We start from the raw sequence: 24905 nt of genomic DNA, 5'->3' as shown, positions 1-24905 counted from the left end.
GCTCCCAGCGGGTCCGGCCGTGTCCCAACAGATGCACACCCGGTGCCCCACGGAACGCCCTCATCCGGCACAGTTGAGGTCGTGCGTTTACCCCCGGGCATGGTCGCGGTCGCGATCCTGAGCGCCCTGGTCGCCGTGACCGCCACCGCACTGCTCGCCGGGTCGACGGGCCGGCGGCGATTCTGCCCGCGCCGGCGGGCGTACGCGCTGCTCGCGACGGCGGCGGTGATCGCGCTGGTGGGCCTGCTGACCGGGCTGGCCGTGGCGTACGCCTACCCGCACCTCGGGCACCGGCCGGGGCGGCTTCCCGGCTGGCCGCTGCTGGTATCGGTGATCAGCGCGCTGAGTGGGCTGGTCGCCGCAGTCGGGCTGCTCCGCCTGCCCGGCGTGGCGGTGAACCGGGCGGCCACCGCCCGACTGCTGCTCGACGGGCTGATCATGGCGACCGCGTTCTGGTTCGTCGGTTGGGTGCTCTTCTCCGAGCCGACCCGCCTGCTCGGCGACGCCACCCCGGTGGCGTGCCCGGCGATCCTGCTCGCCTCGGTCAACGCCGCGCTGACCGCCGGGCTGGCCCTGATCGTGGTGCTCCGAGCCGGTCCGCCTCGCGCCCGCATCGCGGCGCTCGGCACGGGCGTCACCGCCACCGCCACCGGCGGCTTCGGCGTCGTCGGCGGGGTGTGCCAGACCGGCACCGGCGTGGCCCTGGCCGGGGCGGTGCTGCTCGCCCTGGGGCTGCTCGCCGTCGCGCTCGCCGTGCACCGGGTCGAACCGCCGGGGCAGGTGGAGGTCGACCTGATCTGCCGGGACGGCGAGTACGCCTTCGTCCCGATGTTCGCGATGGCCGCCTCGGCGATGTACCACCTCGTGCAGGGCGGCAGTTTCGACGCGCTCGGCGTGGTGGCCGGCAGCATCGAGGGCTTCGCGCTGGTCGCCCGGCAGTACCTGACCCTCAACGACATGCGCGGGTACGCCGACCGGCTGGCCGAACGAGAGGCGCACTTCCGGGAGTTGGCCCACACCGACCCGCTGACCGGCCTGGCGAACCGTCGCGGCCTGCTGCGCGAGTTGCAGCGCTGGGGCGACGAGGGCGTCGACCGCGTCCTGCTCGGCCTCGACCTGGACGGGTTCAAGAACGTCAACGACATGCGCGGGCACGACGTGGGCGATCTGGTGCTGGCCGAGGTGGGGCGGCGGCTGCGGGTCAACCTGCGCCCCGGTGACCTGGCCGCCCGGCTCGGCGGCGACGAGTTCGCGGTGCTGATGCGGGGCCGCCCCGCCGAGGCCCACGCGGTCGCCGAGCGGCTGCTCGGCCTGCTGGGGCGGGCGTACGACCAGCCGGACGGGCCGGTGTTCCTCTCGGTGAGCATCGGGGTGGCCGGCCAGTCCGGCGAGGCCGACCAGGCGGCCCTGCTGCGGCACGCCGACCTCGCGTTGCGCTACGCCAAGCAGCGCGGCAAGAACCGGATCGAGCGTTACGACGGCGCGCACGACCAGCAGTTGCTGCGGCGTACCCGGGTGGAGCACGAGCTGCGCGGCGCGATCGAGCGCGACGAGTTGAGCCTGGTGTTCCAGCCGGTCGCCTCACTGCCCTCGGTGCGCCCGGTGGGGGCCGAGGCGCTGCTGCGCTGGCGCCACCCGGAGCTGGGCAGCGTCCGCCCGGACGAGTTCATCCCGCTGGCCGAGGAGTGCGGGATGATCGCCAAACTCGGCGCCTGGGTGCTGCACCAGGCCTGCTGGCAGCTGTCGCGCTGGCTCGCCGACGGGCACGACGTCTGGGTGTCGGTGAACGTCTCCCCGCGCGAGCTGCACGCCCCGGAGTACGTCGTCCAGGTGGCCGAGGCGCTGCGCGCCCACCACGTGCCGCCGCAGCGGCTGGTGCTGGAGGTCACCGAGCACGCCGTGGCCACCGACCTGGACGAGCTGATCCGGCGGTTGACCGCGTTGCGGCGCACCGGGGTGCGGATCGCGCTGGACGACTTCGGGGCCGGCTACTCCTCCTTGGGACAGCTCCGCCGGCTGCCGATCGACATCCTGAAGATCGACCACAGCCTGGTCGCCGAGCACGAGCCGGTCCGCCCGGTGGACCGGGACGGCCCGGCGTTCGCCCCGATGGTCGACATCGTCATGCGGCTGGGCCACCAGCTCGGCCTGGAGGTGATCGCCGAGGGCGTGACCTGCCCCACGGAGCTGGCCGCGGTGGTGGCCGCCGGGTGCCGGTTCGGCCAGGGCGCGCTCTTCGGGTGGGGGGTGCCGGCGGAGCACCTGGAGGCGATGCTGGAGGCGGCGACCTCTCCGGGCGCACGCCCCGTGTCGGCGCTGCCGTCACCGCCGGCGGGGCCGTCCGTGCCGGCGCGGACGGCGCCGTCGCCGCTGCTGCCCCGGTTGCGCCCGGGTCCGTCGGCGTCGGTGCCGCAGGTGCCCGCGCCCCGCCTTCCGCGGGAGGGATCGGCGCAGGTCGGGCCACACGCAGAGCCTCGAACGGGGGATGGTGTCCCCCGTTCGTGAACCAACATGTGGGATCAGTTGACTCAGCGCGTGAGATGCGTCAGGCTGGTCCCCATGTCGTCGATCCGGTCGCTGCGAGTACTTACCTGAGCGCACTCTCTCCCGTCGAGAGTGCGCTGGCCCCGTGCGTCTGCACGAGGGCCGTTTTTATTGCCGTCGGACCCTGTCGGGGCGGTCGCCGCCCCCGTAGCACCTGTCGCAGAAGCTCCACCCACTCCAGCCGAAGGCCTGAACCGCCATGACGAGACCCACGCCAGAGACACTCGCCCACTCCGCCCGCCGGGCGCGTACGGTCACCGAGCCGACCGGCGACGCCGACCACACCTCCGCGCCGCGCTCCGGCGCCGTCCCGGCCGCCCCGGCCGTACGGCAGTCCGCGCCGGCCCAGGTCTCCGGCGCCGGCTCGCTCGTGCGGTCCCTCGAGGCGCTCGGCGTCGATGTCGTCTTCGGCATTCCCGGTGGGGCGATCCTGCCCGCCTACGACCCGCTGTACGACTCCACGGTCCGGCACATCCTGGTCCGTCACGAGCAGGGCGCCGGTCACGCCGCCACCGGGTACGCGCAGGCCACGGGCCGGGTCGGAGTCTGCATCGCGACCTCCGGGCCGGGCGCGACGAACCTGGTCACCCCGATCGCCGACGCGTACATGGACTCGGTGCCGATGGTGGCGATCACCGGCCAGGTCGCCCGCCCGTTGATCGGCACGGACGCCTTCCAGGAGGCGGACATCCAGGGCATCACCCTGCCGATCACCAAGCACAACTTCCTGGTGCAGACCCCGGAGGAGATCCCGCGGATGCTGGCCGAGGCGTTCCACCTGGCCTCCACCGGGCGGCCCGGCCCGGTGCTGGTCGACATCCCGAAGGACGTCCTCCAGGCGCCGACCACCTTCAGTTGGCCGCCCACCCTCGACCTGCCCGGTTACCGGCCGACCCTGCACCCGCACGGCAAGCAGATCCGCGAGGCCGCCCGGCTGATGGCCGCCGCCCGCCGCCCGATCCTCTACGTCGGTGGCGGTGTGCTCAAGGCCGGCGCCACCGAGGGGCTGCGCCGGCTCGCCGAGCTGACCGGCATCCCGGTGGTGACCACGCTGATGGCGTTGGGCGCGTTCCCCGACTCGCACCGCCAGCACCTGGGGATGCCCGGCATGCACGGCACCGTCGCCGCGGTCTACGGCCTGCAGAAGGCCGACCTGATCGTGGCGCTCGGGGCCCGTTTCGACGACCGGGTCACCGGCAAGCTCGACTCGTTCGCCCCGGACGCCACCGTGGTGCACGCCGACATCGACCCGGCGGAGATCGGCAAGAACCGGCACGCCGACGTGCCGATCGTCGGTGACGCCCGGCACGTCATCGACGAGCTGCTCACGGCGGTCGCCACCGAGCAGAAGACCGGCCACCGGGCCGACCTCACCGACTGGTGGACCCAGCTGGACGACCTGCGTGAGCGGTACCCGCTGGGCTACGAGGAGCCGTCCGACGGCACCCTCTCCCCGCAGTACGTGATCAAGCGGCTGGGCGAGATCGCCGGCCCGGACGCCATCTACGTCGCGGGCGTCGGCCAGCACCAGATGTGGGCCAGCCAGTTCATCTCGTACGAGAAGCCGGGCACCTGGCTCAACTCCGGTGGGCTCGGCACCATGGGGTACGCCGTGCCCGCGGCGATGGGCGCCAAGGTGGGGCGGCCCGACGCGGTGGTCTGGGCGGTGGACGGCGACGGCTGCTTCCAGATGACCAACCAGGAGTTGGCGACCTGCGCGCTGGAGGGCATCCCGGTCAAGATCGCCGTAATCAACAACGGCAACCTCGGCATGGTCCGGCAGTGGCAGACCCTGTTCTACGGTGAGCGCTACTCCAACACCGAGTTGGGCACCCACAAGCACCGCATCCCGGACTTCGTCAAGCTGGCCGAGGCGCTCGGCTGCGTGGGTCTGCGCTGCGAGAACGCCGACGACGTCGACAAGACCATCGAGGCGGCCATGGCGATCAACGACGCCCCGGTGGTGGTCGACTTCGTGGTCGGCAAGGATGCGATGGTCTGGCCGATGGTGGCCGCCGGCACCAGCAACGACGAGATCATGTTCGCCCGCGGCGTCCGCCCGGCCTTCGACGACGAGGTTTAGTCATGACCGATCGCACCGAGCGAAGCGAGGGCCGTGAGGGCATGACGAGGAAGGCTCGGTCATGACCGATCGCACCGAGCGAAGCGAGGGCCGTGAGGGCATGACGAGGAAGGCACAGCAATGACTATGCACACGCTCTCCGTGCTGGTGGAGAACAAGCCGGGTGTCCTGGCCCGGGTCTCCGGCCTGTTCTCCCGGCGCGGCTTCAACATCGACAGTCTCGCCGTGGGCGAGACCGAGAACCCGGACGTCTCCCGGATCACCATCGTGGTCAACGCCGAGTCGTCCCCGCTGGAGCAGGTGACGAAGCAGCTCAACAAGCTCGTCAACGTACTCAAGATCGTCGAGCTGGATCCGCAGGTCTCGGTGGCCCGGGAGCTGCTGCTGGTCAAGGTCCGCGCGGACCGTAACGCCCGCGGGCAGGTGCTGGAGACGGTCAGCCTGTTCCGGGCCCGGGTGGTCGACGTCGCCCCGGACACGCTGACCATCGAGGCCACCGGAACCCCCGACAAGCTGGACGCGATGCTGCGCGACCTGGAGCCGTTCGGCATCAAGGAGATGGTCCAGTCCGGCACCGTGGCGATCGGGCGCGGCTCGCGCTCCATCACCGCCGGTCCCGCGCTGCGCGCCGCCTGATCCGCCCCGCACAAATCCACGACGGCCGACCCGGACCGCCGTACGAAAGGGAAGTCAATGAGCGTTGAGGTGTACTACGACGACGATGCCGACCTGGGTCTGATCCAGGGCCGCAAGGTCGCGGTGATCGGGTACGGCAGCCAGGGCCACGCCCACGCGCTGTCGCTGCGCGACTCCGGCGTCGACGTGGTGATCGGTCTGCCGGCCGGCTCGAAGAGCCGCCCGAAGGCCGAGGAGCAGGGCCTGCGCGTGCTCACGCCGGCCGAGGCGGCGGCCGAGGCCGACGTCATCATGATCCTGGCGCCGGACACCGCGCAGCGGGCGCTGTACGCCGACGCGATCGCGCCGAACCTGGCCCCGGGCAAGGCGCTCTTCTTCGGCCACGGGTTCAACATCCGGTACGGCCTGATCACCCCGCCGGCCGAGGTGGACGTGGCGATGGTCGCCCCGAAGGGTCCGGGTCACCTGGTCCGCCGCCAGTACGTCGACGGCAAGGGTGTGCCCTGTCTGATCGCCGTGGAACAGGACGCCAGCGGCACCGCCTTCCAGCTGGCCCTGTCGTACGCCAAGGGCATCGGCGGCACCCGCGCGGGGGCGATCCGGACCACCTTCAAGGAGGAGACCGAGACCGACCTCTTCGGCGAGCAGGCGGTGCTCTGCGGTGGCGCGGCGGCGCTGGTGCAGACCGGTTTCGAGGTGCTCACCGAGGCCGGCTACGCCCCCGAGGTGGCCTACTTCGAGTGCCTGCACGAGCTGAAGCTCATCGTCGACCTGATGTACGAGGGCGGCATCGCCCGGATGCGCTACAGCGTCTCCGACACCGCCGAGTACGGCGACCTGTCCCGCGGCCCCAGGGTCGTCGACGCGCGGGTCAAGGAGGAGATGCGCAAGATCCTCGGCGAGATCCAGTCCGGCGAGTTCGCCCGCGAGTGGGTGGCCGAGGACGAGGCCGGCCGGCCGAACTTCGCCAAGTGGCGGGCCGAGGGCGCGGCGCACCCGATCGAGGAGACCGGCCAGAAGCTGCGTTCGATGATGAGCTGGGTCGACCGCCCGATCACCGAGACGGCCTGACACCCCGCGGCCCGCGATTCGGCGCTCTCCCCGGCGCCGGGTCGCGGGCCGTCGTGCGTCCTGATCCCGCCGCATGATCGACTCCGGCTGCCCCGGGACGCGCCGTCGGGGGTCCGGAGCACCGGTGCCACCCACCAAGTGGATCAATCCCGATGCCGGCCGGCTTCCCACGTGCTGGGAGAGGTGACCAGGGCCTCGGTCCGGCGTGGTGGCAGGGGCTCGCGAAGGAGCCCCGCCGGCCCCGCCCGGACAGCGGCTGCGGCTGCGGCACGTCCGCCCGCGGGCGGCGGATGAACAGGGGATGACCGGCGTGCGACGGACTGTGTGAGGGCCCTCACCCCGCACCTCAAGGCACCTCGGCCGGAGCGCCCCCTACGATCCATGAATAGGTGCGTAGCCGGCACCTGACGGCCATGGCACGGATCAGCGCGGGGCTCAGCGCGGCGTCCCGACGCTCCAGGCCGACCACATACGACGTCTACGAGGACCGATGAATCCTGTCGTACTGATCGCCGAAGAACTCGCCCCCGCCGCCATCGAGGTGCTTGCGCACGACTTCGACGTACGCCACGTCGACGGCGCCGATCGTCCGGCCCTGCTCTCCGCGCTTGCCGAGGCCGACGCGGTGATCGTGCGCAGTGCCACCCAGATCGACGCCGAGGCGATCGCCGCCGCGCCGCGGCTGAAGGTGGTCGCCCGGGCCGGCGTCGGTCTGGACAACGTCGAGGTGCCGGCCGCCACCGCGCGGGGCGTCATGGTCGTCAACGCCCCCACCTCCAACATCGTCTCCGCCGCCGAGCAGGCCGTCGCGCTGCTGCTCGCCGTGGCCCGCAACACCGCCGCCGCCAGCGCGGCGCTGAAGGCGGGGGAGTGGAAGCGGTCCAAGTACACCGGCGTCGAACTCCAGGGCAAGACGGTCGGAGTGGTCGGCCTCGGCCGCATCGGCGTGCTGTTCGCCCAGCGGATCGCCGCCTTCGGCACCCGGCTGATCGCGTACGACCCGTACATCCAGCCGGCCCGCGCCGCCCAGCTCGGCGTGCGCCTGGTGGGCCTGGAGGAGCTGCTGCGAGAGAGCGACTTCATCTCCATCCACCTGCCGAAGACCCCGGAGACCGTGGGCCTGATCGGCGAGAAGGAGCTGGCGATCGTCAAGCCGGGCGTGCGGATCGTCAACGCCGCCCGGGGCGGGTTGGTCGACGAGCAGGCCCTGGCCGACGCGATCGCCGAGGGCCGGGTCGCCGGCGCCGGCGTCGACGTGTACGCCAAGGAGCCCTGCACCTCCTCGCCGCTGTTCGCCTTCGACAACGTGGTGGCCACCCCGCACCTGGGTGCGTCCACCCACGAGGCGCAGGACAAGGCCGGCCTGGCCGTGGCCAAGAGCGTCAAGCTCGCCCTGCAGGGCGAGTTCGTGCCGGACGCGGTGAACGTCCAGGCCGGCGGCGTGGTCGCCGAGGACGTCCGCCCGCTGCTGCCGCTGGCCGAGAAGCTGGGCCGGGCGTTCACCGCCGTGGCCGGCGGGGTCGCCGCCAGCGTCACCGTCGAGGTACGCGGCGAGATCGTCAACAACGACGTGTCGGTGCTGAAGCTCGCCGCCACCAAGGGGCTGTTCAGCTCCGTGGTGGAGGAGCAGGTCACCTACGTCAACGCCCCGCACCTGGCCGCCGAGCGGGGGGTGGAGGTCAACCTGGTCACCCAGGCCGAGACGATCGACCACCCCAACCTGGTCACCGTCCGCGGCGCACTGCCGGACGGCCGTACGGTCAGCGTCTCCGGGACGCTCACCCACACCGGCGCCCGCGACGTCGTCAAGCTGACCGAGGTGGACGGCTTCGACGTCGAGATCGGCGCGGAGGGCATCCTGCTCTTCCTGCGCTACGCCGACCGCCCCGGGGTGGTCGGCACCGTCGGCACCCTGCTCGGCGCGGCCGGCATCAACATCGCCGCGATGCAGGTCGCGCGCCGGGAGGCCGGCGGCGAGACGCTGATGACCCTCACCGTCGACCAGGCCCTGGGTGCGGACCTGCTCACCTCGGCGGCCGACTCGATCGGGGCCACCGCGGCGAGCGCGGCGGACCTGCGCGACGAGTAGTCCGGACACGACGTCGCGGGGGCCCGGCCGTTTCGGCCGGGCCCCCGCGCGTGTCCCGGGTCAGCCCGTACCGGCGCGCCGCCGGCTGGGGCCGGGCGGTGCGCGGCGGGCCGGGTGGTCAGCGCGCGAGGCGGGACGGCGGCGGGTAGACCGAGCCGTCCTGGGCGTCGAAGAGCATCAGGTCGTGTTCGCCGGCCAGCCGCTCGATGTCGAGCAGCACCTGGTCCGCGCAGGTCGGGACGAGGTACAGCTCGATGTGGTCGTTGGCGGTGTGCAGCGGGAGGGTCGCCCACGGGGTGCCTCCGCCGGTGGGTCGGTCGGGGTACGTGGCGGTGATGGCCCGGTAGAAGGCGACGACCCGCGGGTCCGGGTGCCGGTCGCCGTGGCGTCCCCCCTCGCGGCACTGTCGTACCGCTGCCCGGACGTCGTCGGGCGTGGCTCCGGCCGGCACGGCCCACACGCTCAGATCGAAACTCACGGCGGACAGCGTGCCATCCGCCGTTCACCCTCCTGCAACGACCCCGCCGAGGTTAGCGGGAACGTGACACGTCGGCGGTCACCGTGTTGGTCCGCTGTGGAGACTCTTGCGTCGAGTTGCGCCGATTCGCTAGCGTACCCGTGCGGTCACCGGCCTGAGTGGAGGCGCCCGGCCCGTCTTCGGGTGGCGAGGTCAGGCGTCCGGCCGACCGGGTCCGCACCCCTCGATTGCGCGAGCCACGCGCACTCGTCGCTGAACGGCCCCCACGGTCGTTGCCGAAACCGTGGGGGCCGATCGCGGGCCCGTCGACCGCGCCACCCCGTGGACCCCCTCCACGGGCCGGCCGACGCGCCCCGGCGCGCTCAGCGGCGCCGGTGGGCGAAGAGAGCCTGATATCCCGATCCGTTGCGGAACCACGCCAGACCCGTGGGGCCGGCGGCGTACAGCGCCGTGGCGTAGGCGTCGGCGACCGCCAGGTCGGGCCCGACGACGGTGGCCGCGACCATGTGCGCGGCCGGCTCACCGGTGTGCGGGTCGACCACGTGCCCGTGCCGGCCGCTCACTCCGGAGGTGCCGACCGCGCCGGCCGTCATCTCCAGCACCAGGGGAGCGCGCCGCCCGTCGGTCGGGTGGTGCACGGCCACCCGCCACGGGCCGCCGTGCGCGGCGTGTCCGCGTACGGTCAGGTCGGCCCCGGAGAGCACCGCGTAGTCGGTGATGCCGGCGGCGCGCAGCCGGGCCGCGGCCCGTTCCACCGCCCAGCCGTTGAGCAGGCCGCCCGGGTCGAAGCCGCCGGGCACCGCCCAGGCGTCGAACCATCCGTCGGTGGCCGCGCGCATCGCGGCGCACCGGTCCACCAGGTCGGCCAGCGGCGGGTACGACTCCGGGCTGATCTCGCCCCGGCGCAGCCGGGAGACCAGGCTGTCCGGGCGGCTGGGGCCGTAGGTGAGGTCGATGGCACGCAGCTCGGCGACGGCGTCACGCAACGCGTCACCGATGGCCCGGCGGCCGACGTGCTCGGCGGCGTTGAGCAGCAGGGTGTACTCGGCGGTGCTGGTGCGGACGGTGTGCGTGGCGGCGATCCGGTCGCTGGTGGGCTCACCGGCCCGGTCGACACGGTGACTGCGGGTGCCCAGGCGCAGATCCGGCCGGCGCAGTGTGAACGCCGCCTGGTCCATCCACCGGGTGCGCGGTTGTTCGTCGAGTCCCGCCGCCCCGCGGCGCTGGTCGATCCGCATAGCTGCTCCTTCGCTGACCGCGTCGCGTCGTCGCGACGGATCCGTGGCGAGCCCCCGTGACCCGCACGTGGTCGACCCTAGGTAGTGGAGATGACCGCACCATGAATGCCACCTGGGAGCCTGCTGAGCATGCTGATTTCCCGCATGTTGGAAGACGTGTACCGGGAGGCGGGACGGCGACGTACGGTGCACGGGAACGACGAGGTGAGGAGCGCCAGGTGGCACGGATCGCGGTGGTGGCCGGGGACGGGATCGGACCCGAGGTGGTCGGGCAGGCCCGCAAGGTGCTCGACGCCGTCCTCCCCGGGATCGAGGCCACCGAGTACGACCTCGGCGCGGCCCGCTACCACCGAACCGGCGAGGTGCTGCCCGACTCGGTGCTGACCGAGCTGGCCGGGCACGACGCCATCCTGCTGGGCGCGGTGGGCGACCCCACCGTGCCGCCGGGCGTGCTGGAGCGGGGTCTGCTGCTCAAGCTCCGCTTCGCCTTCGACCAGTACGTCAACCTGCGTCCCTCCCGGCTCTGGCCGGGCGTGTCGGGCCCGCTGGCCACCGTCAAGCCGGGTGAGGTCGACCTGGTGGTGGTCCGGGAGGGCACCGAGGGGCTCTACGCGGGCGCCGGCGGATCCCTGCACCGGGACACCCCCGCCGAGGTCGCCACCGAGGAGAGCCTGAACACCCGGCACGGGGTGGAGCGGGTGATCCGCGACGCCTTCGCCCGCGCCACCCGCCGCGAGCGGCGCAAGGTGACGCTCGTGCACAAGACCAACGTGCTGACCCACGCCGGGTCGCTCTGGGCGCGCGCGTTCGAGGCGGTCGCCGCCGAGCACCCGGACGTGACCACCGAGTACCAGCACGTCGACGCGGCCGCGATGTTCCTGGTCACCCAGCCGCAACGGTACGACGTGGTGGTCACCGACAACCTCTTCGGCGACATCCTCACCGACATCGCCGCCGCGGTCACCGGCGGTATCGGGTTGGCGGCCAGCGGCTGCATCAACCCCACCGGGGCGTACCCGTCGATGTTCGAGCCGGTGCACGGCTCGGCGCCGGACATCGCCGGCAAGGGGCTGGCCGACCCGGTGGCCGCGGTGCTCTCGGTCGCCCTCCTGCTCGACCAGTTGGGCCACCCGGACGCCGCCGCCCGGGTCACCGCCGCGGTCGCCACCGAGCTGGCCAACCGCACCTGCGGCGTACCCCTGCGCACCGAGGAGGTCGGCGACCGGCTTGCCGGGTACGCCGTAACCTGACGGGCGCAGCGTCGCCCGTTTCCGCCGGTCCGGCACCGGGTCCGCCAGATCCCGGGCCGGGCCGTGTCACCCCCGCTGTCGGGTGGATCCGACGCTCCCGCCACGCCGATCGGGTACCCCTGATCCGCCGGTGTGGAGCTATCCGCTGAACGACCGTTCGGGGTAGGTTTCTGGCACGACGTCGGCGTGCGGTCCCGCGCGCCGTTCAACCTTCAGGGAGGTCAGCGCGATGAGCGGTGGTGACAAGCTCGATTTCGAGATCCGTCCGAATCCCGCCCCGGTATCCGCCGGCGACCGGGCCGCCCTGCTGGCCAATCCGGGCTTCGGCCGGGTCTTCACCGACCACATGGTCACCGTCCGCTACGCCGAGGGCAAGGGCTGGTACGACGCCCGGGTCGAGGCCCGCGCCCCGATCCCGATGGACCCGGCGAGCGCCGTCCTGCACTACGCGCAGGAGATCTTCGAGGGGTTGAAGGCGTACCGGGCCGCGGACGGCTCGGTCACCATGTTCCGGCCCGAGGCCAACGCCGCCCGGTTCATCGCCTCCGCGCACCGGCTGGCCATGCCGGAGCTGCCGGCGGAGACGTTCGTCGAGTCGTTGCGGCGGTTGGTGGAGATCGACCGGGGCTGGATCCCGGAGGGCCCCGACGCCAGCCTCTACCTGCGCCCGTTCATGTTCGCCAGTGAGGTCTTCCTCGGCGTCCGCCCGGCCAACGAGTACCTCTACTGCGTCATCGCCTCGCCCGCCGGGGCGTACTTCGCCGGCGGGGTCGAGCCGGTCACGGTCTGGGTCTCCCCGGACTACACCCGTGCCGCCCCGGGCGGCACCGGCGCGGCGAAGTGCGGCGGGAACTACGCCGCCTCGCTGGCCGCGCAGGCCGAGGCGATCGAGGCGGGCTGCGAGCAGGTGGTCTTCCTCGACGCGGTGCAGCGCCGCTTCGTCGACGAACTGGGCGGCATGAACGTCTTCTTCGTGTACGACGACAACACCCTGGTCACCCCGCCGCTGACCGGCACCATCCTGCCGGGCATCACCCGGGACGCCGTCCTCGCCCTGGCCGCCCGGTCCGGGCACCGGGTCGAGGAGCGGCCGGTCAGCTTCGCCGACTGGCAGGCCGACGCGGCCAGTGGTCGACTGCGTGAGGTCTTCGCCTGCGGCACCGCCGCGGTGATCACCCCGATCGGCCGGGTGCGGTTCCCCGACGGGGAGTTCCTCGTCGGGGAGGGTGGTCCCGGTCGCGCCACGATGGCGCTGCGGGAGCAACTCGTCGCCATCCAGCGCGGCGAGGCCGAGGATCCGTACGGCTGGGTGCAGCGCGTCCTCTGAGCCGTCGACGGTGACCGCCGGCCCGCCCCGCGGGTGTCCGGCGGTCACCGTTCGGGCTGAGCCTGTGCGGGGTGTCGGAGCGGTAGAGCCGCCCACAGCGCACGGCACGGCCGTCGCGGGCGGGATAGCCGCCCACGTCGCGGCGGTTGAACATGACGACGAAGGGGAGATGGCGGGCGGGCTCGACGTCGTCCACACCGGACGGGTAGTGGGTGGCGCGGCCACGGCCACCGGCCGTCCGTGCTCGGCCAGTCCCGGCCCGGCGTCCGGCGCGCCGGACGCCGCACCGGCCGTCGGAGTCAGCGGGCCGTGCCCGGGGGCAGGTTGCCGTACGTCTCGTCGTAGTAGCCGCCCAGCGTGTCCCGGTACGCCGGGTCGCTGTGGCTGGTCTCGTCGTACTCCGGGGCGGCCTTGATCTGGTCCCGGCTGCGGTCGACGTGGACCTTCCGGTCGTCGTGGTCGACCTGGTTGACGGTGCCGGCCGGCAGCATGACCTTCTTGCCGAAGACCCACGGACCGGTGTCGACGACGAGGTAGCTGCCTCCGACCTCGTGGCTCGCGCTGTCGATCTTGCCAATACCGCCGTCGGTGGCCTCGACCTTGTAGCCGACCAGGTCGGCGTCGGTCACCCCGGCCTCGTCCCGGTAGCTCCACGGGTTGAAGGCGCCGCCGGGCGCACCGCCCGCGACCGCGCCCTGGCCGTCGTCGACGATCGGGTCGGTAGTGCCGTGGGTGGCCTGCGGGTCGAGCCGGTCCATGGGTGAACTCCTGCCTCGGCTGTCGACAGCCGTCTCGGCGGTGAGGCTTCCTCGTTCGAAGATCAGGTACCCGGTCCGGCGGTTTCCCACACCCCGGTACCCGTCACGCCCGGCCGGGTTGTCCGACCGGTCCGGGCGAGAACGCCGACGGGCCGGCACCGCACGGTGGCGGCGCCGGCCCGTCGGACCGTACGGTTCAGGCCAGGGCGGCCTGCGCGTCGAGCGCCACCGCGGCGGCGTGCACGACGGCGGCGATGCGCAGCCCCTCGTGCACCTGCTCTCGGGTGAACCCGGCGGCGCGCAGCGCCTTCTCGTGCGACTCCAGGCAGACCCCGCAGCCGGTGACCGCCGAGACGGCGAGACACCACAGCTCGAAGTCGCCCTTGTCCACGCCCGGTCGGGCGATGATCTGCATCCGGAGCCGGGCCGGCATCGAGGCGTACTGCTCGTCGCCGATGAGGTGCTTGGCCCGGTAGTAGACGTTGTTCATCGCCATGATCGTGGCGGCGCCCTTTGCCGCCTCGGCCGCCTCCGGCGTCAGGTGGGTGCCGGCCTCGTCGGCGATCTCCGCGAGCACCCGCGGGTTGCGCGCGGCGACGGCGCAGGCCAGGGCGGTGCCCCAGGCCTGCTCCGGCTTGAGCGTGGAGGTCCCGACGGTCGAGCCGAGGTTGAGCTTGATGTCCTTGGCGTACTCGGGTAACGCCGCCTTGATCGCGTCCAGACCCATCGTCAGGCCCCGGCGCCGGCGAGGAGGGCGTTGGCGTCGAGGGTGGCGCCGCCCCTGTTCCAGTTGCACGGGCACAGTTCGTCGGTCTGCAGCGCGTCGAGCACCCGCAGCACCTCGGAGACGTTCCGGCCGACCGAACCGGCGGTGACCATCGCGAACTGGATCTCGTTGTCCGGGTCGACGATGAAGGTGGCCCGCTGCGCCACGCCGTCCTCGCCGAGCACGCCGCAGGCGGCGGTCAGCTCGCGCTTGATGTCGCTGAGCATCGGGAACGGCAGCTCGCGCAGGTCCGGGTGGTCCTTGCGCCAGGCGTAGTGCACGAACTCGTTGTCCACCGAGACGCCGAGCACCTGGGCGTCTCGGTCGGCGAACTCGCCGTTGAGCCGGCCGAACTCGGCGATCTCCGTCGGGCAAATGAAGGTGAAGTCCTTCGGCCAGAAGAAGACGACCCGCCACCTGCCCTCGTGGGACTTGTGGTTGATCGTCTCGAACGCCTGGTCGGCGTCGAGCGAGACGCAGGCGGTGAGTTCGTACTCGGGGAAGCGATCACCGACAGTGAGCACTGGTCCTCCTTGACAGCGGCACCGGGGCCGGTAACTGGATCGGTTCCGGATACTTTCGTAGCGATGTTTCCTCCTGGTGGCGACCGGGTGACTTGTGAAGTCCATCACCAATGGCAAGTTCTGCCCGCAATGCGGGGGTGGATCAGGTATTGCGTACCTCGAGTCGCCGTCCTGCCATGTGGATTGTGCTCCCAGAAAGCGGTCAGCAGTGGCAGAGTGGCGACCGTGAGCAGCACCGTCCTGATTATTGGCACCTAGCGCGCCGGCCTCCCCTCCGCCGAGCGCGCAGACCTCCCGCACCCCGCGGGGGGTCTTTTTGTTGCTCCCCAGTTGCTTCCAGCCCGCGAAGAAGGGACTCCCATGACGTTCCAGGTGTACGACACGACGCTGCGCGACGGCGCCCAGCGCGAGGGGCTCAGCTACTCGGTGGTCGACAAGCTGGCGGTGGCCCGGCTGCTCGACGAGTTCGGAGTGGGCTTCATCGAGGGTGGCTGGCCGGGGGCGGTGCCCAAGGACACCGAGTTCTTCCGCCGGGCGCGTACCGAACTGGACCTGAAACACGCCGTGCTGGTCGCCTTCGGCGCCACCCGCCGGGCCGGCGTGGCGGTGCAGGACGACCCGCAGGTACGCGGCCTGCTCGACGCCGAGACCCCGGCCGTCGCGCTGGTCGCCAAGGCCGACACCCGGCACGTCGAGCGGGCGCTGCGCACCACCGGGGCGGAGAACCTGGCGATGATCCGCGACACGGTGGCCCACCTGGTGGCCGAGGGGCGCAGGGTCTTCGTCGACGGCGAGCACTTCTTCGACGGATTCCGGCACGACCCCGCGTACACCGCGGCCGTGGTGGAGGCCGCGCTCGCCGCGGGTGCCGAGCGGTTCGTGCTCTGCGACACCAACGGCGGGATGCTGCCGTCCCAGATCAGCGGGGCCATCGCCGAACTCACCGCGCGCACCGGGGTCGCCCCGGAACTGCTCGGCATCCACTGCCAGAACGACACCGCCTGCGCCGTGGCGAACACGATCGCCGCCGTCGAGGCCGGCGTCCGGCACTTCCAGGGCACCGCCAACGGGTACGGCGAGCGCCCCGGCAACGCCGATCTCTTCGCGGTCGTCGCCAACCTCCAGCTCAAGCTCGGGCTGCCGGTCCTACCGGACGGCTGCCTGGCACAGATGGTGCGGGTCTCGCACGCCATCGCCGAGATCGCCAACATCGCCCCCGACACCCACCAGGCGTACGTCGGGGCCGCGGCCTTCGCTCACAAGGCGGGGTTGCACGCGAGCGCGATCAAGGTCGACCCGTTGCTCTACAACCACGTGGACCCGTCGGTGGTGGGCAACGACATGCGGATCCTGGTGACCGAGATGGCCGGCCGGGCCAGCGTCGAGCTCAAGAGCCGCGAGCTCGGCCTGGACCTGGCCGGCCATCCGGAGGCGCTGTCGAAGGTGACCAGCCGGGTCAAGGAGCTGGAGGCGGGGGGCTGGTCGTTCGAGGCCGCCGACGCCTCGTTCGAGCTGCTGGTCCGCTCCGAGCTGCCGGGCGCCGAACCGGTGCGGCCGTTCGCGCTGGAGTCGTACCGGGTGCTGGTCGAGCACCGTGAGGACGGCTCGGTGGTCTCCGAGGCGACCGTGAAGATCCGGGTACGCGGCGAGCGGGTGATCGCCACCGCCGAGGGCAACGGGCCGGTCAACGCCCTGGACGAGGCGCTGCGGGTCGGACTGTCCCGGCACTACCCGGAGCTGCGGCACTTCGAGCTGGCCGACTACAAGGTCCGCATCCTGGAGGGCAGCCACGGCACCGGCGCGGTCACCCGGGTGCTGGTGGAGACCGCCGACGGCGCGGGCCGGGACTGGACCACCGTCGGCGTCCACCCCAACGTGGTCGAGGCATCCTGGCACGCCCTGGTCGACGCCCTCACCTACGGCCTCGACCGCACCCGCGTCTGACCCGCCCGCCCCGGCGGCGTCGCCGGCTCGCCGGTTGATCGCCCACACGGGGCCGGCCGGGCTGCCTGCCGTGCCGGCGGGTCAGGAACCGGGCAGGCGCAGGCGGGCCAGGACGGCGCGGTGGTCGGTGCCCCGGACGCGGTGCACCTCGACCGCGTCCACGGCGATGCGGCGGTCGACCAGGACGTGGTCGATGGTGACCGGCGGGATCGGGTCGCCGTCGTACGGACCCCAGGTGCCGGCCAGCCCGGCCCCGGCCGCGTCGGCCGCGTCCACGTACCCGCTGTCCAGCAGGGCGCGCAGCGGGGCGTGGTCGAGGGTGGCGTTGAGGTCGCCGGCGAGAATGCCCAACGGCCCGGCGGGGGTGGCGCGCGGCTGCGCCCGCAGGTCGGTGAACCAGTCGTCGACCACGTCGAGCGCGTACGGGGCGGCCGGGTGGGCCGACTCGACCCGTACCGGCGGCGCACCGGGGACCGTGACCGTCGCGTACGCCTGGGTGAAGGCGAAGCCGCTGTTGCGCCGGAACCCGCCGGCGGCGAGCGGGTGGCGCGCGTAGAGCCCGGAGCCGGTGGTGCCGGCCTCCGGGTTGAGCTGCCGGTGGGGGAGCAGGTCGGCCAGGCCGGCCCGGTCCAGCGCGGCCTGCGCCTGCGGGGTGAACTCCTGCACGGCCAGGACGTCCACCTGGTGCCGGCGGACCAGGTCGACCAGGGCACGGGCGTCCGCCCCACCCTTGAGCAGGTTGGCGGTGAGCAGCCGCAGCGCCGGCCCGTCGACGGCGGGTTGCCCGGACGCGACGGCCCGTGGGGCCACCACGCCGACCAGGGTCAGCGCCGTCACGGCGGCCACCACCGCCGGCCAGCGGCGGCGCAGGGCCAGTGTCAGCGCCAGCACCAGCACGCTCCCGGCCGCGACGTACGGGGTGAAGGCCAGCGCCTGCACCAGGGGCCCGCGTTCCAGCCCGCCGAGGCGCACCACCGCCCAGGCCGCGCCCGGTACCACCGCGAGCCGGCAAACGATGGTCGCGGCTCGGTGGTCGAGGCGGTGCGGCACGACAGTGTCGATCACGGAGCCAGCGTAGCGGGAATCCCCCGTCAATCGGTGCGCCGTCGTTTCATGAATGGCGCGCCCTTCCCCGCTCGCGTTTCTCGCCAATTGTCGACACCATGCCGAAACGCGCTGACCAGCTATTGACGGGCAGCTTTTAGAGGGTTACGTTCCTCCTGGTTGAGGCGCCCCAACAGAGCGTAGTAATGCCTGGTCAGACCGGGTGCGGGAGGTGGCACGGTCGACCTCTCGCGGTGCGGGGCAAGGGGTTTTCCCTCGCTTTCCCGGCCTTTCCGCAGCTGTTATCCGACCCGCGGGGAACGCGAGTCGGCCGTATCACCACGGTCACACAAAGGGAGACCTGCTATGGCCACATTCTTCAGGCGCAAGGCGGCGGCGGTAACGCTCGGCGTCCTGGCGCTCACCCTGGCGGGCGGCGGGATCGCCACCGCCCAGCCGACGACCAAGGCTTCTGCCGAGATCGCCCAGCCCGCTGCCCGGTCCTCCGGCGCCGGCCAGCCGCCCGTCTCGGCGGCGGACGCCAAGCGGGCCCGCGCGGCGCTCGACGCCGTCGGCGCGCAGGCGACCGCTCCGGGCACGGTGGCCTGGGCCGTCAGCAGCAGCGGCGGCAGCCTGCTGCGCGGCTCCCCCGAGGCGGTCTCGGTCACCCGGTACGGCCCCGGCCAGTACCAGGTGCTGTTCAACTACGACGTGAGCCGCAAGTCGTACCAGGCGACGATCGGCACCACGGACCAGTTCAACATCCCGCCGGCGGGCGAGATCTCGGTCGCCCCTCGGCTGTCGACCATCAACGGGGTCTTCGTCCAGACCCGGAACTCGGCCGGCACCCCGGCGGACCGTCCGTTCCACCTCCTCGTGGCCAACTGACCACAGGCGACGTGCCGGCCCCCGCGGACGTGGGGGCCGGCACCCGTCTGTCCCGGTGACGGCCGGGTTGGGGGCTCTTGCGGCGGTTGCGACGGCCAGCGGGCGGGTCGTACCGGTTGGCGGCCAATCGCCCGGCCTGCGCGTGAATTCCGAGGTTTGCCCACCCGGCGGCCCGGGAAGCAAGCACCGTGACGGACATCTCGGACACCCTGGCCAGCCTGCCCACCCCGGCCGCGGAGGACCCGGCCGGCACCGGGCTGGAACAGACGCTCATCGAGGTCAAACGGGTGATCGTCGGGCAGGATCGGCTCGTCGAACGCCTGCTCACCGCGATTGTCGCCGATGGGCACTGCCTGCTGGAGGGCGTACCCGGCGTGGCCAAGACCCTCGCCGCGCAAACCCTCGCCACGGTCGTCGGGGGCACCTTCTCCCGCATCCAGTTCACCCCCGACCTCGTCCCCTCCGACATCGTCGGCACCCGCATCTACCGCGCGTCGACGGAGAGCTTCGACGTCGAACTGGGCCCGATCATGGCCAACCTGGTGCTGGCCGACGAGATCAACCGGGCCCCGGCGAAGGTGCAGTCCGCGCTGCTGGAGGCGATGGCGGAACGGCAGGTCTCCATCGGCGGCCGCACCTGGCCGGTACCGGAGCCCTTCCTGGTGCTCGCCACCCAGAACCCGATCGAGTCCGAGGGGGTCTACCAGCTCCCCGAGGCGCAGCGCGACCGCTTCCTCATGAAAATCGTCGTGGACTACCCGGACGATGCCGAGGAACTGGCCATCCTCTACCGGATGAGCGGCGACCGGCCCCGGCCCCGCCAGGTGCTCGACCCCGGACGGCTGCGCGAGATGCAACGGCGGGCCGCCCACATCTTCGTGCACCACGCCGTCGCGGAGTACGTCGTCCGGCTCATCCTCGCCACCCGCGACCCGGGTCGGTTCGGGCTGCCCGAGATCGCCCCGATGCTGGCGTACGGGGCCAGCCCCCGGGCCACCCTCGGCCTGGTCGCCGCCGCGCGGGCCCAGGCGTTGCTGCGCGGCCGGGAGTACGTGCTCCCCGAGGACGTGCGGGAACTCGCGGTGGACGTCCTCGCCCACCGCCTGGTGCTCTCCTTCGACGCGGTCGCCGACGGGATCTCCCCCGAGGCGGTGGTGCGCCGGCTGGTCCAGGCCGTGCCACCGCCGACGCTGGCCGCCGGGCAGCCCGAGCACGCCCGTGACCTGGCGGCGGCATGAGGCGCGCCGCCGCGCCGCCGCCCGCCCCCGGACTGGCCGACCTCGCCCCCGACCAGCGGCTGCGCCGGCTGGAACTGACCGTGACCCGCCGCCTGGACGGGCTGCTCCAGGGGCAGCATCGGGGCCTGCTGCCCGGACCGGGCAGCGAGATCGCCGGCAGCCGTGAGTACCGGCCCGGCGAGGACGAGGTACGCCGGATGGACTGGGCGGTCACCGCCCGTACCGCCGTACCGCACGTCCGCGAGGTCGACGCCGACCGGGAACTCACCACCTGGCTGCTGGTGGACGCCAGCCCGAGCATGGAGTTCGGCACCGCGGAACTGGACAAACGGGAGCTGTCGGTGGCCGCCGTCGCCGCGGTCGGCTTCCTCACCGCCGGGACCGGCAACCGGCTCGGCGCCCAGGTGCTCACCTCGGGCGGGTTGCGCCGCTTCCCGGCACGCGGCGGCCGTACCCACCTGCTGAGCCTGCTCCGGGCGCTGCTGGCCGCTCCTCGCGCCGGCGGGCACGACACCGGGCAGCCCCCAGCCGCCCCGCCCGAACTGGGCGCGGCGCTCGCCGCGGTGCAGCGGGTCGCCACCCGGCGCGGCCTGGTCGTGGTGGTCTCCGACTTTCTCGACGGCCTGCCCGCGCACCACGACGAGCCGGCCCCGTGGGAGCCGGCGCTGCGCCGGCTCGCCGCCCGCCACCAGGTGCTCGCGGTCGAGATCACCGACCCCCGTGAGCTGGAACTGCCGGACGTCGGACTGATCACGCTGGTCGATCCCGAGACCGGTCACCGGCGGGAGGTGTGGACCGGCGACGCCGCCCTGCGCCGCCGCTACGCCAGCGCCGCCGCAGCCCAACGCGACCAGGTGCGTCGGATGCTGCGCCGGTGCGGCGCGACCCACCTGGCGCTGCGCACCGACCGGGACTGGACCGCCGACATCGTGCGCCACGTGCACACCCAGCGCCGCCTCGCGGCGGCGCCCGCCGCGACCCGGGGAGGTTCCGCGTGACCTGGCAGTCACCCGCCCGGCTGCTGCTGCTGTTCGGGGTGCTCGCGCTGGCCGTCGGCTACCTGCTCGCCCAGCGCCGACGGAGCCGGTACGCCGTCCGCTTCACCAACCTGCGGCTGCTCGACCAGGTCGCACCGGTCCGGCCCGCCTGGCGGCGGCACGTTCCGGCCGGCCTGTTCCTGGCGATGCTGGCACTGCTGGTGGTGGGCTTCGCCCGGCCGGAGGCCGAGGTGCGGGTGCCTCGGGAACGGGCCACCGTCATGGTGGCCGTCGACGTCTCCACCTCGATGCTCGCCACCGACGTGGAGCCGGACCGGCTGGCGGCGGCCAAGGAGGCGGCCCGCCGCTTCGTGGACGGACTGCCCGACGAGTTCAACGTCGGGTTGGTCGCCTTCGCCGGCAGCGCGGCGGTCCTGGTGCCGCCGAACACCGACCGGGAGGCCCTGCACGAGGGGATCGACCGGCTCGCCGAAGGGATCACCGGCGTGCAGGGCACCGCGATCGGCGAGGCGATCAGCGCCTGCCTCGGCGCGGTGAAGAGCCTGGACGGGAAAGCGGCGAAACAGCCGCCGCCGGCCCGGGTCGTCCTGCTCTCCGACGGCGCGAACACCTCGGGCATGGACCCGATGGAGGCCGCCTCGGCGGCGGTGGCCGCGAAGGTTCCGGTGCACACCATCTCCTTCGGCACGCCCGGCGGCTTCGTGGACCGGGGCGGTCGGCCGATCCAGGTCCCGGTGGACGGGCAGACCCTCAAGGCGGTCGCCGAGGACACCGGGGGCCGGTTCCACGAGGCCAGCAGCAGTCGGGAGTTGCGCGAGGTGTACGAGGACATCGGTTCCTCGGTGGGCTGGCGCACGGAACGCCAGGACATCTCCGCCCGGTTCATCGGCCTCGGGCTGGTGTTCGCCATGGCCGCCGCCGCCGGGTCCATGCGGTGGTTCTCCCGGCTGCCCTGAGCCGGCACGACGACCGCCCCGCCCCGCTGGAGGACCGACCGGGGTGGGGCCGGGCACAGCGACAGTGAGGAGCGGGTGGATGGCAGCACAGACCGGTCTGGGTGAGCCGCGGGGTCCCTGGTTCGTCTCGCCCGAGCTGGGGCCGGACCGACGGTTCCGGTGGGACGTACCGGGGTCGGGGGAGGACCCGTCGAGGCGCCGCTGGCGCGGGCGGCTGCTCACCGCGGCGGCGGTGGTCGCCCTCTCCACCGTCTCCGGCGCGGCGGCCGGCGCCTGGGTGGCCGGCCACGACGGCGGCCCGGGAGCGACGCCGGCCTCCGCCGCGCCGGTGCCCGCGGAACTGGTGACCGCCGCGCAGCGGACGGTGCCGGGCGTGGTGTCGGTGATGGCCGGTGGGGCCGGGACCGGCGCGAGCGGCTCCGGTTTCGCGATCGACGACCAGCAGCACATCATCACCAACGACCACATCCTGGCCAAGGGAAGTGGCGGCGGCACCGTGACGGTGGAGCTGCCGGACGGCCGCCGGTACGCCGCCGAGGTGGTCGGCCGGGAGCCGGGCAGCGACCTGGCGGTGCTGAAGGTGCCGACGGACGCCGGGCTCGCCCCGCTGCCGCTGGCCAAGCCCCGCTCGACCCGGGTGGGGGAGCCGGTGCTGGCGGTCGGCTCGCCGCTCGGGCTGCCCGGCACGGTCACCGCGGGCATCGTCAGCGCGCTGGACCGTCAGGTGCGCCTGGGCACCAACCGTCGCAGCGCGGTGCAGACCGACGCGTCCATCAACCCGGGCAACTCCGGCGGTCCGCTGGTGAACGCCCGGGGTGAGGTGGTCGGGGTCAACACCGCCATCGCCACCATCGACGGCAACGGCTCCATCGGCATCGGATTCGCCATCCCGATCGACCAGGTCCAGCAGACCGCCGACACGATCATCGGCAAAGGTGGCTGAACCGGGCAGGCCCGCCGGAGAGTGGCCGTAACGGCAGAACTGTCAGATATACGGCGTGGGACCATCGGACCATAGAAATATCACGCACGGTGTGGATACTGGCGTGGGTGGAGCTTCCTCTCGTTGGGGTCCTGCTGGCGGTGGGACTCTTCCTCGGATGGGGCGTGGGCGCACAGTACGCCCGGGCCAGACGCGGCTGGACCGACTACAAGGCCGCCAAGAAAGCGGTGCCCGGCGCCCGCCGGACCGCGTGGTTGCTGGTCCGGGCGGTCACCACCAAGGTCGGGGTGATCGCGTTGCTGCTCGTCGGCGCCGTCGCGTACGCCGCAGTCGGCCCCGACCACGAGCGCGCCGAGCCGGCCCCCAGCCCTTCTCCGACCGCTTCCACCAAGGCCGGCGTGAAGGGGCGCTAGCCTCACAGCTGTGGACGATGGACTGCGGGTGACCGACCGGTGGGTCGTTCCCTCCGCCGAACTGCGGGAACGCTTCTCCCGATCGTCCGGTCCGGGCGGGCAGGGGGTCAACACCACCGACTCCAGGGTGGAGCTCAGCTTCGACCTGGCGGGCACCGCCAGCCTGGCGCCGGCGCTGCGCGCCCGCGCGCTGGACCGGCTCGCCGGGCGACTGGTCGACGGGGTGCTGACCGTCGCCGCCAGCGAGCACCGGGCCCAGCTCGCCAACCGGGAGGCGGCCCGGGAGCGGTTGGCGGCGTTGCTGCGCGAGGCCGTCGCGCCCCCGCCTGCGCCCCGTCGGCCGACCCGGCCCTCCCGGGGCGCCAAGGAGCGTCGGCTCGCCGACAAGAAGCGCCAGTCGCAGCGCAAACGGGACCGGCGGGTCGACGGGGACTGACTCTTCGGCGCGACCGGGCGGTGTCGGGCGGCGCCTCGCGGCCGGATCCGCCCTGCCGGCACCGGTCCCGCCCGCGTGATCCGACGGGTACGAACATTGAGTTCGACGATGTTCGATGCTGGAATGACGCCGGGAGCAAGGGCCGTCATCCATCGCACGTCGTCGACGCGACAGGAGTTCCCTCACCATGCGCCGAAGGTCCTTCGTCTCCGCCCTGCTCGCCGCGCTCGCGGCCGTCCCCCTCACCCTGCTCGGGCTGTCCGACGCCGCTCCCGCCCGTACGGCCGCCGCGCCGGTGCGGATCATGCCGCTCGGCGACTCGATCACCGGGTCGCCCGGCTGCTGGCGGGCCATTCTCTGGAACCGGCTCCAGTCCGCCGGCCACACCGACATCGACTTCGTCGGCACCCTCGGCCCCCAGGGTTGCGGCCAGCCGCACGACGGGGACAACGAGGGCCACGGCGGATACCTGGCGACGAACGTCGCCAACCAGAACCTGCTGCCCGGCTGGCTCTCGGCCACCCGCCCCGACATCGTGCTCATGCACTTCGGCACCAACGACGTGTGGAGCAACATCCCGCCGAGCACCATTCTGGCCGCCTACTCGAAGTTGGTCGACCAGATGCGGGCCAGCAACCCGGCGATGCGGGTGATCGTCGCGAAGATCATCCCGATGGCTCCGGCCAGTTGCGCCGAGTGCGGGCAGCGGGTGGTGGCCCTCAACAACGCCATCGACGGCTGGGCGGCGGGCAAGACCACCGAGCGGTCGCCGGTCGTGGTGGTCGACCAGTGGACCGGCTTCAGCACGGCCACCGACACCTACGACGGGGTGCACCCCAACGCCGCCGGCGACCGGAAGATGTCCGACCGCTGGTACCCGGCCCTGGTGGCCGCCCTCTCCGGCGCCAGCCCGAGCCCGACCACCAGTCCGACCGTGAGCCCGACCACCAGTCCGACCGTGAGCCCCAGCACCAGTCCGACCGTGAGCCCCACCGGGGCGCCGCCGTCGGTGGCCTGCGCCGCGACCTACCGGACCATCAGCCAGTGGCCGGGCGGCTGGCAGGGCGAGGTGACCGTCCGCAGCACCGGCACCGCCCGCACCACCGGCTGGCGGGTCGGGTTCACCCTTTCCGACGGTCAGCGGATCACCCAGGTGTGGAACGCCGAGCTGACCCAGACCGGCACCGCGGTCTCCGCGCGCAACGTGGGCTGGAACGGTGCGCTGACCCCCGGTGCCGAGACCACCTTCGGTTTCCTGGCCGGCGGCTCCACCATCCCCAC

The 24905-nt window shown here is 72.9% G+C and carries 22 protein-coding genes and 1 pseudogene; 16 read left to right on the top strand and 7 right to left on the bottom strand.

From position 1 onward, the window contains the following. The first annotated feature begins 81 nt into the window (after nucleotides 1-81). The 5 genes from E1165_RS04115 (at nucleotide 82) to serA (ending at nucleotide 8423) form a co-directional block, all read left to right on the top strand. Nucleotides 82-2505, top strand: coding sequence for an EAL domain-containing protein (locus tag E1165_RS04115; RefSeq protein WP_132387850.1), 2424 nt, complete (start codon nucleotides 82-84; stop codon nucleotides 2503-2505). A 238-nt stretch (nucleotides 2506-2743) separates the two neighbouring features. Then, nucleotides 2744-4627 carry an acetolactate synthase large subunit gene (locus tag E1165_RS04110; protein WP_132387848.1) on the top strand — a complete coding sequence of 628 codons (1884 nt, stop codon included), beginning with the start codon at nucleotides 2744-2746 and terminating at the stop codon, nucleotides 4625-4627. 120 nt (nucleotides 4628-4747) lie between these two features. After that, entirely contained in the window at nucleotides 4748-5263 is a 516-nt protein-coding gene (gene ilvN, locus E1165_RS04105; protein ID WP_132262538.1) for an acetolactate synthase small subunit, read from the top strand. A 57-nt stretch (nucleotides 5264-5320) separates the two neighbouring features. Further along, a complete protein-coding gene (gene ilvC / locus E1165_RS04100; RefSeq protein ID WP_132387846.1) occupies nucleotides 5321-6334 on the top strand; it encodes a ketol-acid reductoisomerase in 1014 nt (337 codons plus the stop codon). Between the two features lie 490 nt (nucleotides 6335-6824). After that, nucleotides 6825-8423: a phosphoglycerate dehydrogenase gene (serA, locus tag E1165_RS04095; protein WP_132387844.1), complete on the top strand. Its 1599-nt coding sequence runs from the start codon at nucleotides 6825-6827 to the stop codon at nucleotides 8421-8423. Nucleotides 8424-8541: 118 nt separating this feature from the next. On the opposite strand, the gene E1165_RS04090 is transcribed toward serA, so the two are convergent. Continuing rightward, nucleotides 8542-8901 (bottom strand): hypothetical protein, encoded by a 360-nt coding sequence (locus tag E1165_RS04090; protein WP_132387842.1) that lies wholly within the window; start codon nucleotides 8899-8901, stop codon nucleotides 8542-8544. Nucleotides 8902-9263: 362 nt separating this feature from the next. Then, nucleotides 9264-10139: an FAD:protein FMN transferase gene (locus E1165_RS04085; protein ID WP_132387840.1), complete on the bottom strand. Its 876-nt coding sequence runs from the start codon at nucleotides 10137-10139 to the stop codon at nucleotides 9264-9266. A 218-nt stretch (nucleotides 10140-10357) separates the two neighbouring features. Here E1165_RS04085 and E1165_RS04080 point away from each other — a divergent pair, with 218 nt between their 5' ends. Beyond that, a complete protein-coding gene (locus E1165_RS04080; protein ID WP_132387838.1) occupies nucleotides 10358-11389 on the top strand; it encodes a 3-isopropylmalate dehydrogenase in 1032 nt (343 codons plus the stop codon). A gap of 229 nt (nucleotides 11390-11618) precedes the next feature. Further along, nucleotides 11619-12716, top strand: coding sequence for a branched-chain amino acid aminotransferase (locus tag E1165_RS04075; protein WP_132387836.1), 1098 nt, complete (start codon nucleotides 11619-11621; stop codon nucleotides 12714-12716). Between the two features lie 55 nt (nucleotides 12717-12771). Here the strand turns inward: E1165_RS04075 and E1165_RS04070 are convergent. The 4 genes and pseudogenes from E1165_RS04070 to E1165_RS04055 form a co-directional block, all read right to left on the bottom strand. Then, a pseudogene (locus tag E1165_RS04070) lies at nucleotides 12772-12870 on the bottom strand (tyrosine-protein phosphatase); the annotation flags it as partial. 145 nt (nucleotides 12871-13015) lie between these two features. Beyond that, nucleotides 13016-13474, bottom strand: coding sequence for a PRC-barrel domain containing protein (locus tag E1165_RS04065; RefSeq protein WP_132387834.1), 459 nt, complete (start codon nucleotides 13472-13474; stop codon nucleotides 13016-13018). Between the two features lie 196 nt (nucleotides 13475-13670). Further along, nucleotides 13671-14201, bottom strand: coding sequence for a carboxymuconolactone decarboxylase family protein (locus E1165_RS04060; RefSeq protein WP_132387832.1), 531 nt, complete (start codon nucleotides 14199-14201; stop codon nucleotides 13671-13673). Nucleotides 14202-14203: 2 nt separating this feature from the next. After that, on the bottom strand, nucleotides 14204-14764 hold the full coding sequence (locus E1165_RS04055; protein ID WP_132387830.1) for a peroxiredoxin: 561 nt from the start codon (nucleotides 14762-14764) through the stop codon (nucleotides 14204-14206). A gap of 360 nt (nucleotides 14765-15124) precedes the next feature. Here E1165_RS04055 and cimA point away from each other — a divergent pair, with 360 nt between their 5' ends. After that, nucleotides 15125-16708: a citramalate synthase gene (gene cimA / locus E1165_RS04050; RefSeq protein WP_132387828.1), complete on the top strand. Its 1584-nt coding sequence runs from the start codon at nucleotides 15125-15127 to the stop codon at nucleotides 16706-16708. 81 nt (nucleotides 16709-16789) lie between these two features. Here cimA and E1165_RS04045 read toward each other — a convergent pair whose 3' ends face one another. Next, nucleotides 16790-17770 (bottom strand): endonuclease/exonuclease/phosphatase family protein, encoded by a 981-nt coding sequence (locus tag E1165_RS04045; protein ID WP_243704584.1) that lies wholly within the window; start codon nucleotides 17768-17770, stop codon nucleotides 16790-16792. A 348-nt stretch (nucleotides 17771-18118) separates the two neighbouring features. Between E1165_RS04045 and E1165_RS04040 the strand changes: the two genes are divergently transcribed. The 8 genes from E1165_RS04040 to E1165_RS04005 form a co-directional block, all read left to right on the top strand. After that, nucleotides 18119-18640, top strand: coding sequence for a hypothetical protein (locus E1165_RS04040; RefSeq protein ID WP_132387826.1), 522 nt, complete (start codon nucleotides 18119-18121; stop codon nucleotides 18638-18640). A gap of 188 nt (nucleotides 18641-18828) precedes the next feature. Continuing rightward, a complete protein-coding gene (locus tag E1165_RS04035) occupies nucleotides 18829-19878 on the top strand; it encodes a MoxR family ATPase (protein ID WP_132387824.1) in 1050 nt (349 codons plus the stop codon). Continuing rightward, the gene (locus E1165_RS04030) at nucleotides 19875-20876 is read left to right on the top strand and encodes a DUF58 domain-containing protein (RefSeq protein ID WP_132387822.1); all 1002 of its coding nucleotides are present in this window, start codon (nucleotides 19875-19877) and stop codon (nucleotides 20874-20876) included. Before E1165_RS04035 ends, E1165_RS04030 begins: the two co-directional genes overlap by 4 nt. Further along, a complete protein-coding gene (locus E1165_RS04025; protein ID WP_132387820.1) occupies nucleotides 20873-21832 on the top strand; it encodes a VWA domain-containing protein in 960 nt (319 codons plus the stop codon). Before E1165_RS04030 ends, E1165_RS04025 begins: the two co-directional genes overlap by 4 nt. Before the next feature lie 79 nt (nucleotides 21833-21911). Beyond that, nucleotides 21912-22775, top strand: a complete 864-nt coding sequence (locus tag E1165_RS04020) for a S1C family serine protease (RefSeq protein ID WP_132387818.1) — start codon at nucleotides 21912-21914, stop codon at nucleotides 22773-22775. A gap of 107 nt (nucleotides 22776-22882) precedes the next feature. Beyond that, nucleotides 22883-23188: a hypothetical protein gene (locus tag E1165_RS04015; protein WP_132387816.1), complete on the top strand. Its 306-nt coding sequence runs from the start codon at nucleotides 22883-22885 to the stop codon at nucleotides 23186-23188. Nucleotides 23189-23198: 10 nt separating this feature from the next. Continuing rightward, nucleotides 23199-23624: an alternative ribosome rescue aminoacyl-tRNA hydrolase ArfB gene (gene arfB / locus E1165_RS04010; RefSeq protein WP_132387814.1), complete on the top strand. Its 426-nt coding sequence runs from the start codon at nucleotides 23199-23201 to the stop codon at nucleotides 23622-23624. Between the two features lie 187 nt (nucleotides 23625-23811). Further along, on the top strand, nucleotides 23812-24905 hold a 1094-nt coding region (locus E1165_RS04005), incomplete at its 3' end, for a cellulose binding domain-containing protein (RefSeq protein WP_132387812.1).

It is taken from the genome of Micromonospora sp. KC723, from assembly GCF_004348595.1.
Lineage (GTDB): Bacteria > Actinomycetota > Actinomycetes > Mycobacteriales > Micromonosporaceae > Micromonospora.
This window is presented reverse-complemented; position numbering and strand designations above follow the sequence as displayed.

Coding starts and splice junctions, on each gene's coding strand:
- E1165_RS04110 (WP_132387848.1), top strand. CDS start 2,744: ATGACGAGACCCACGCCAGAGACACTCGCCCACTCCGCCCGCCGGGCG.
- ilvN (WP_132262538.1), top strand. CDS start 4,748: ATGACTATGCACACGCTCTCCGTGCTGGTGGAGAACAAGCCGGGTGTC.
- ilvC (WP_132387846.1), top strand. CDS start 5,321: ATGAGCGTTGAGGTGTACTACGACGACGATGCCGACCTGGGTCTGATC.
- serA (WP_132387844.1), top strand. CDS start 6,825: ATGAATCCTGTCGTACTGATCGCCGAAGAACTCGCCCCCGCCGCCATC.
- E1165_RS04085 (WP_132387840.1), bottom strand. CDS start 10,139: ATGCGGATCGACCAGCGCCGCGGGGCGGCGGGACTCGACGAACAACCG.
- E1165_RS04075 (WP_132387836.1), top strand. CDS start 11,619: ATGAGCGGTGGTGACAAGCTCGATTTCGAGATCCGTCCGAATCCCGCC.
- E1165_RS04065 (WP_132387834.1), bottom strand. CDS start 13,474: ATGGACCGGCTCGACCCGCAGGCCACCCACGGCACTACCGACCCGATC.
- E1165_RS04060 (WP_132387832.1), bottom strand. CDS start 14,201: ATGGGTCTGGACGCGATCAAGGCGGCGTTACCCGAGTACGCCAAGGAC.
- cimA (WP_132387828.1), top strand. CDS start 15,125: ATGACGTTCCAGGTGTACGACACGACGCTGCGCGACGGCGCCCAGCGC.
- E1165_RS04040 (WP_132387826.1), top strand. CDS start 18,119: ATGGCCACATTCTTCAGGCGCAAGGCGGCGGCGGTAACGCTCGGCGTC.
- E1165_RS04030 (WP_132387822.1), top strand. CDS start 19,875: ATGAGGCGCGCCGCCGCGCCGCCGCCCGCCCCCGGACTGGCCGACCTC.
- E1165_RS04020 (WP_132387818.1), top strand. CDS start 21,912: ATGGCAGCACAGACCGGTCTGGGTGAGCCGCGGGGTCCCTGGTTCGTC.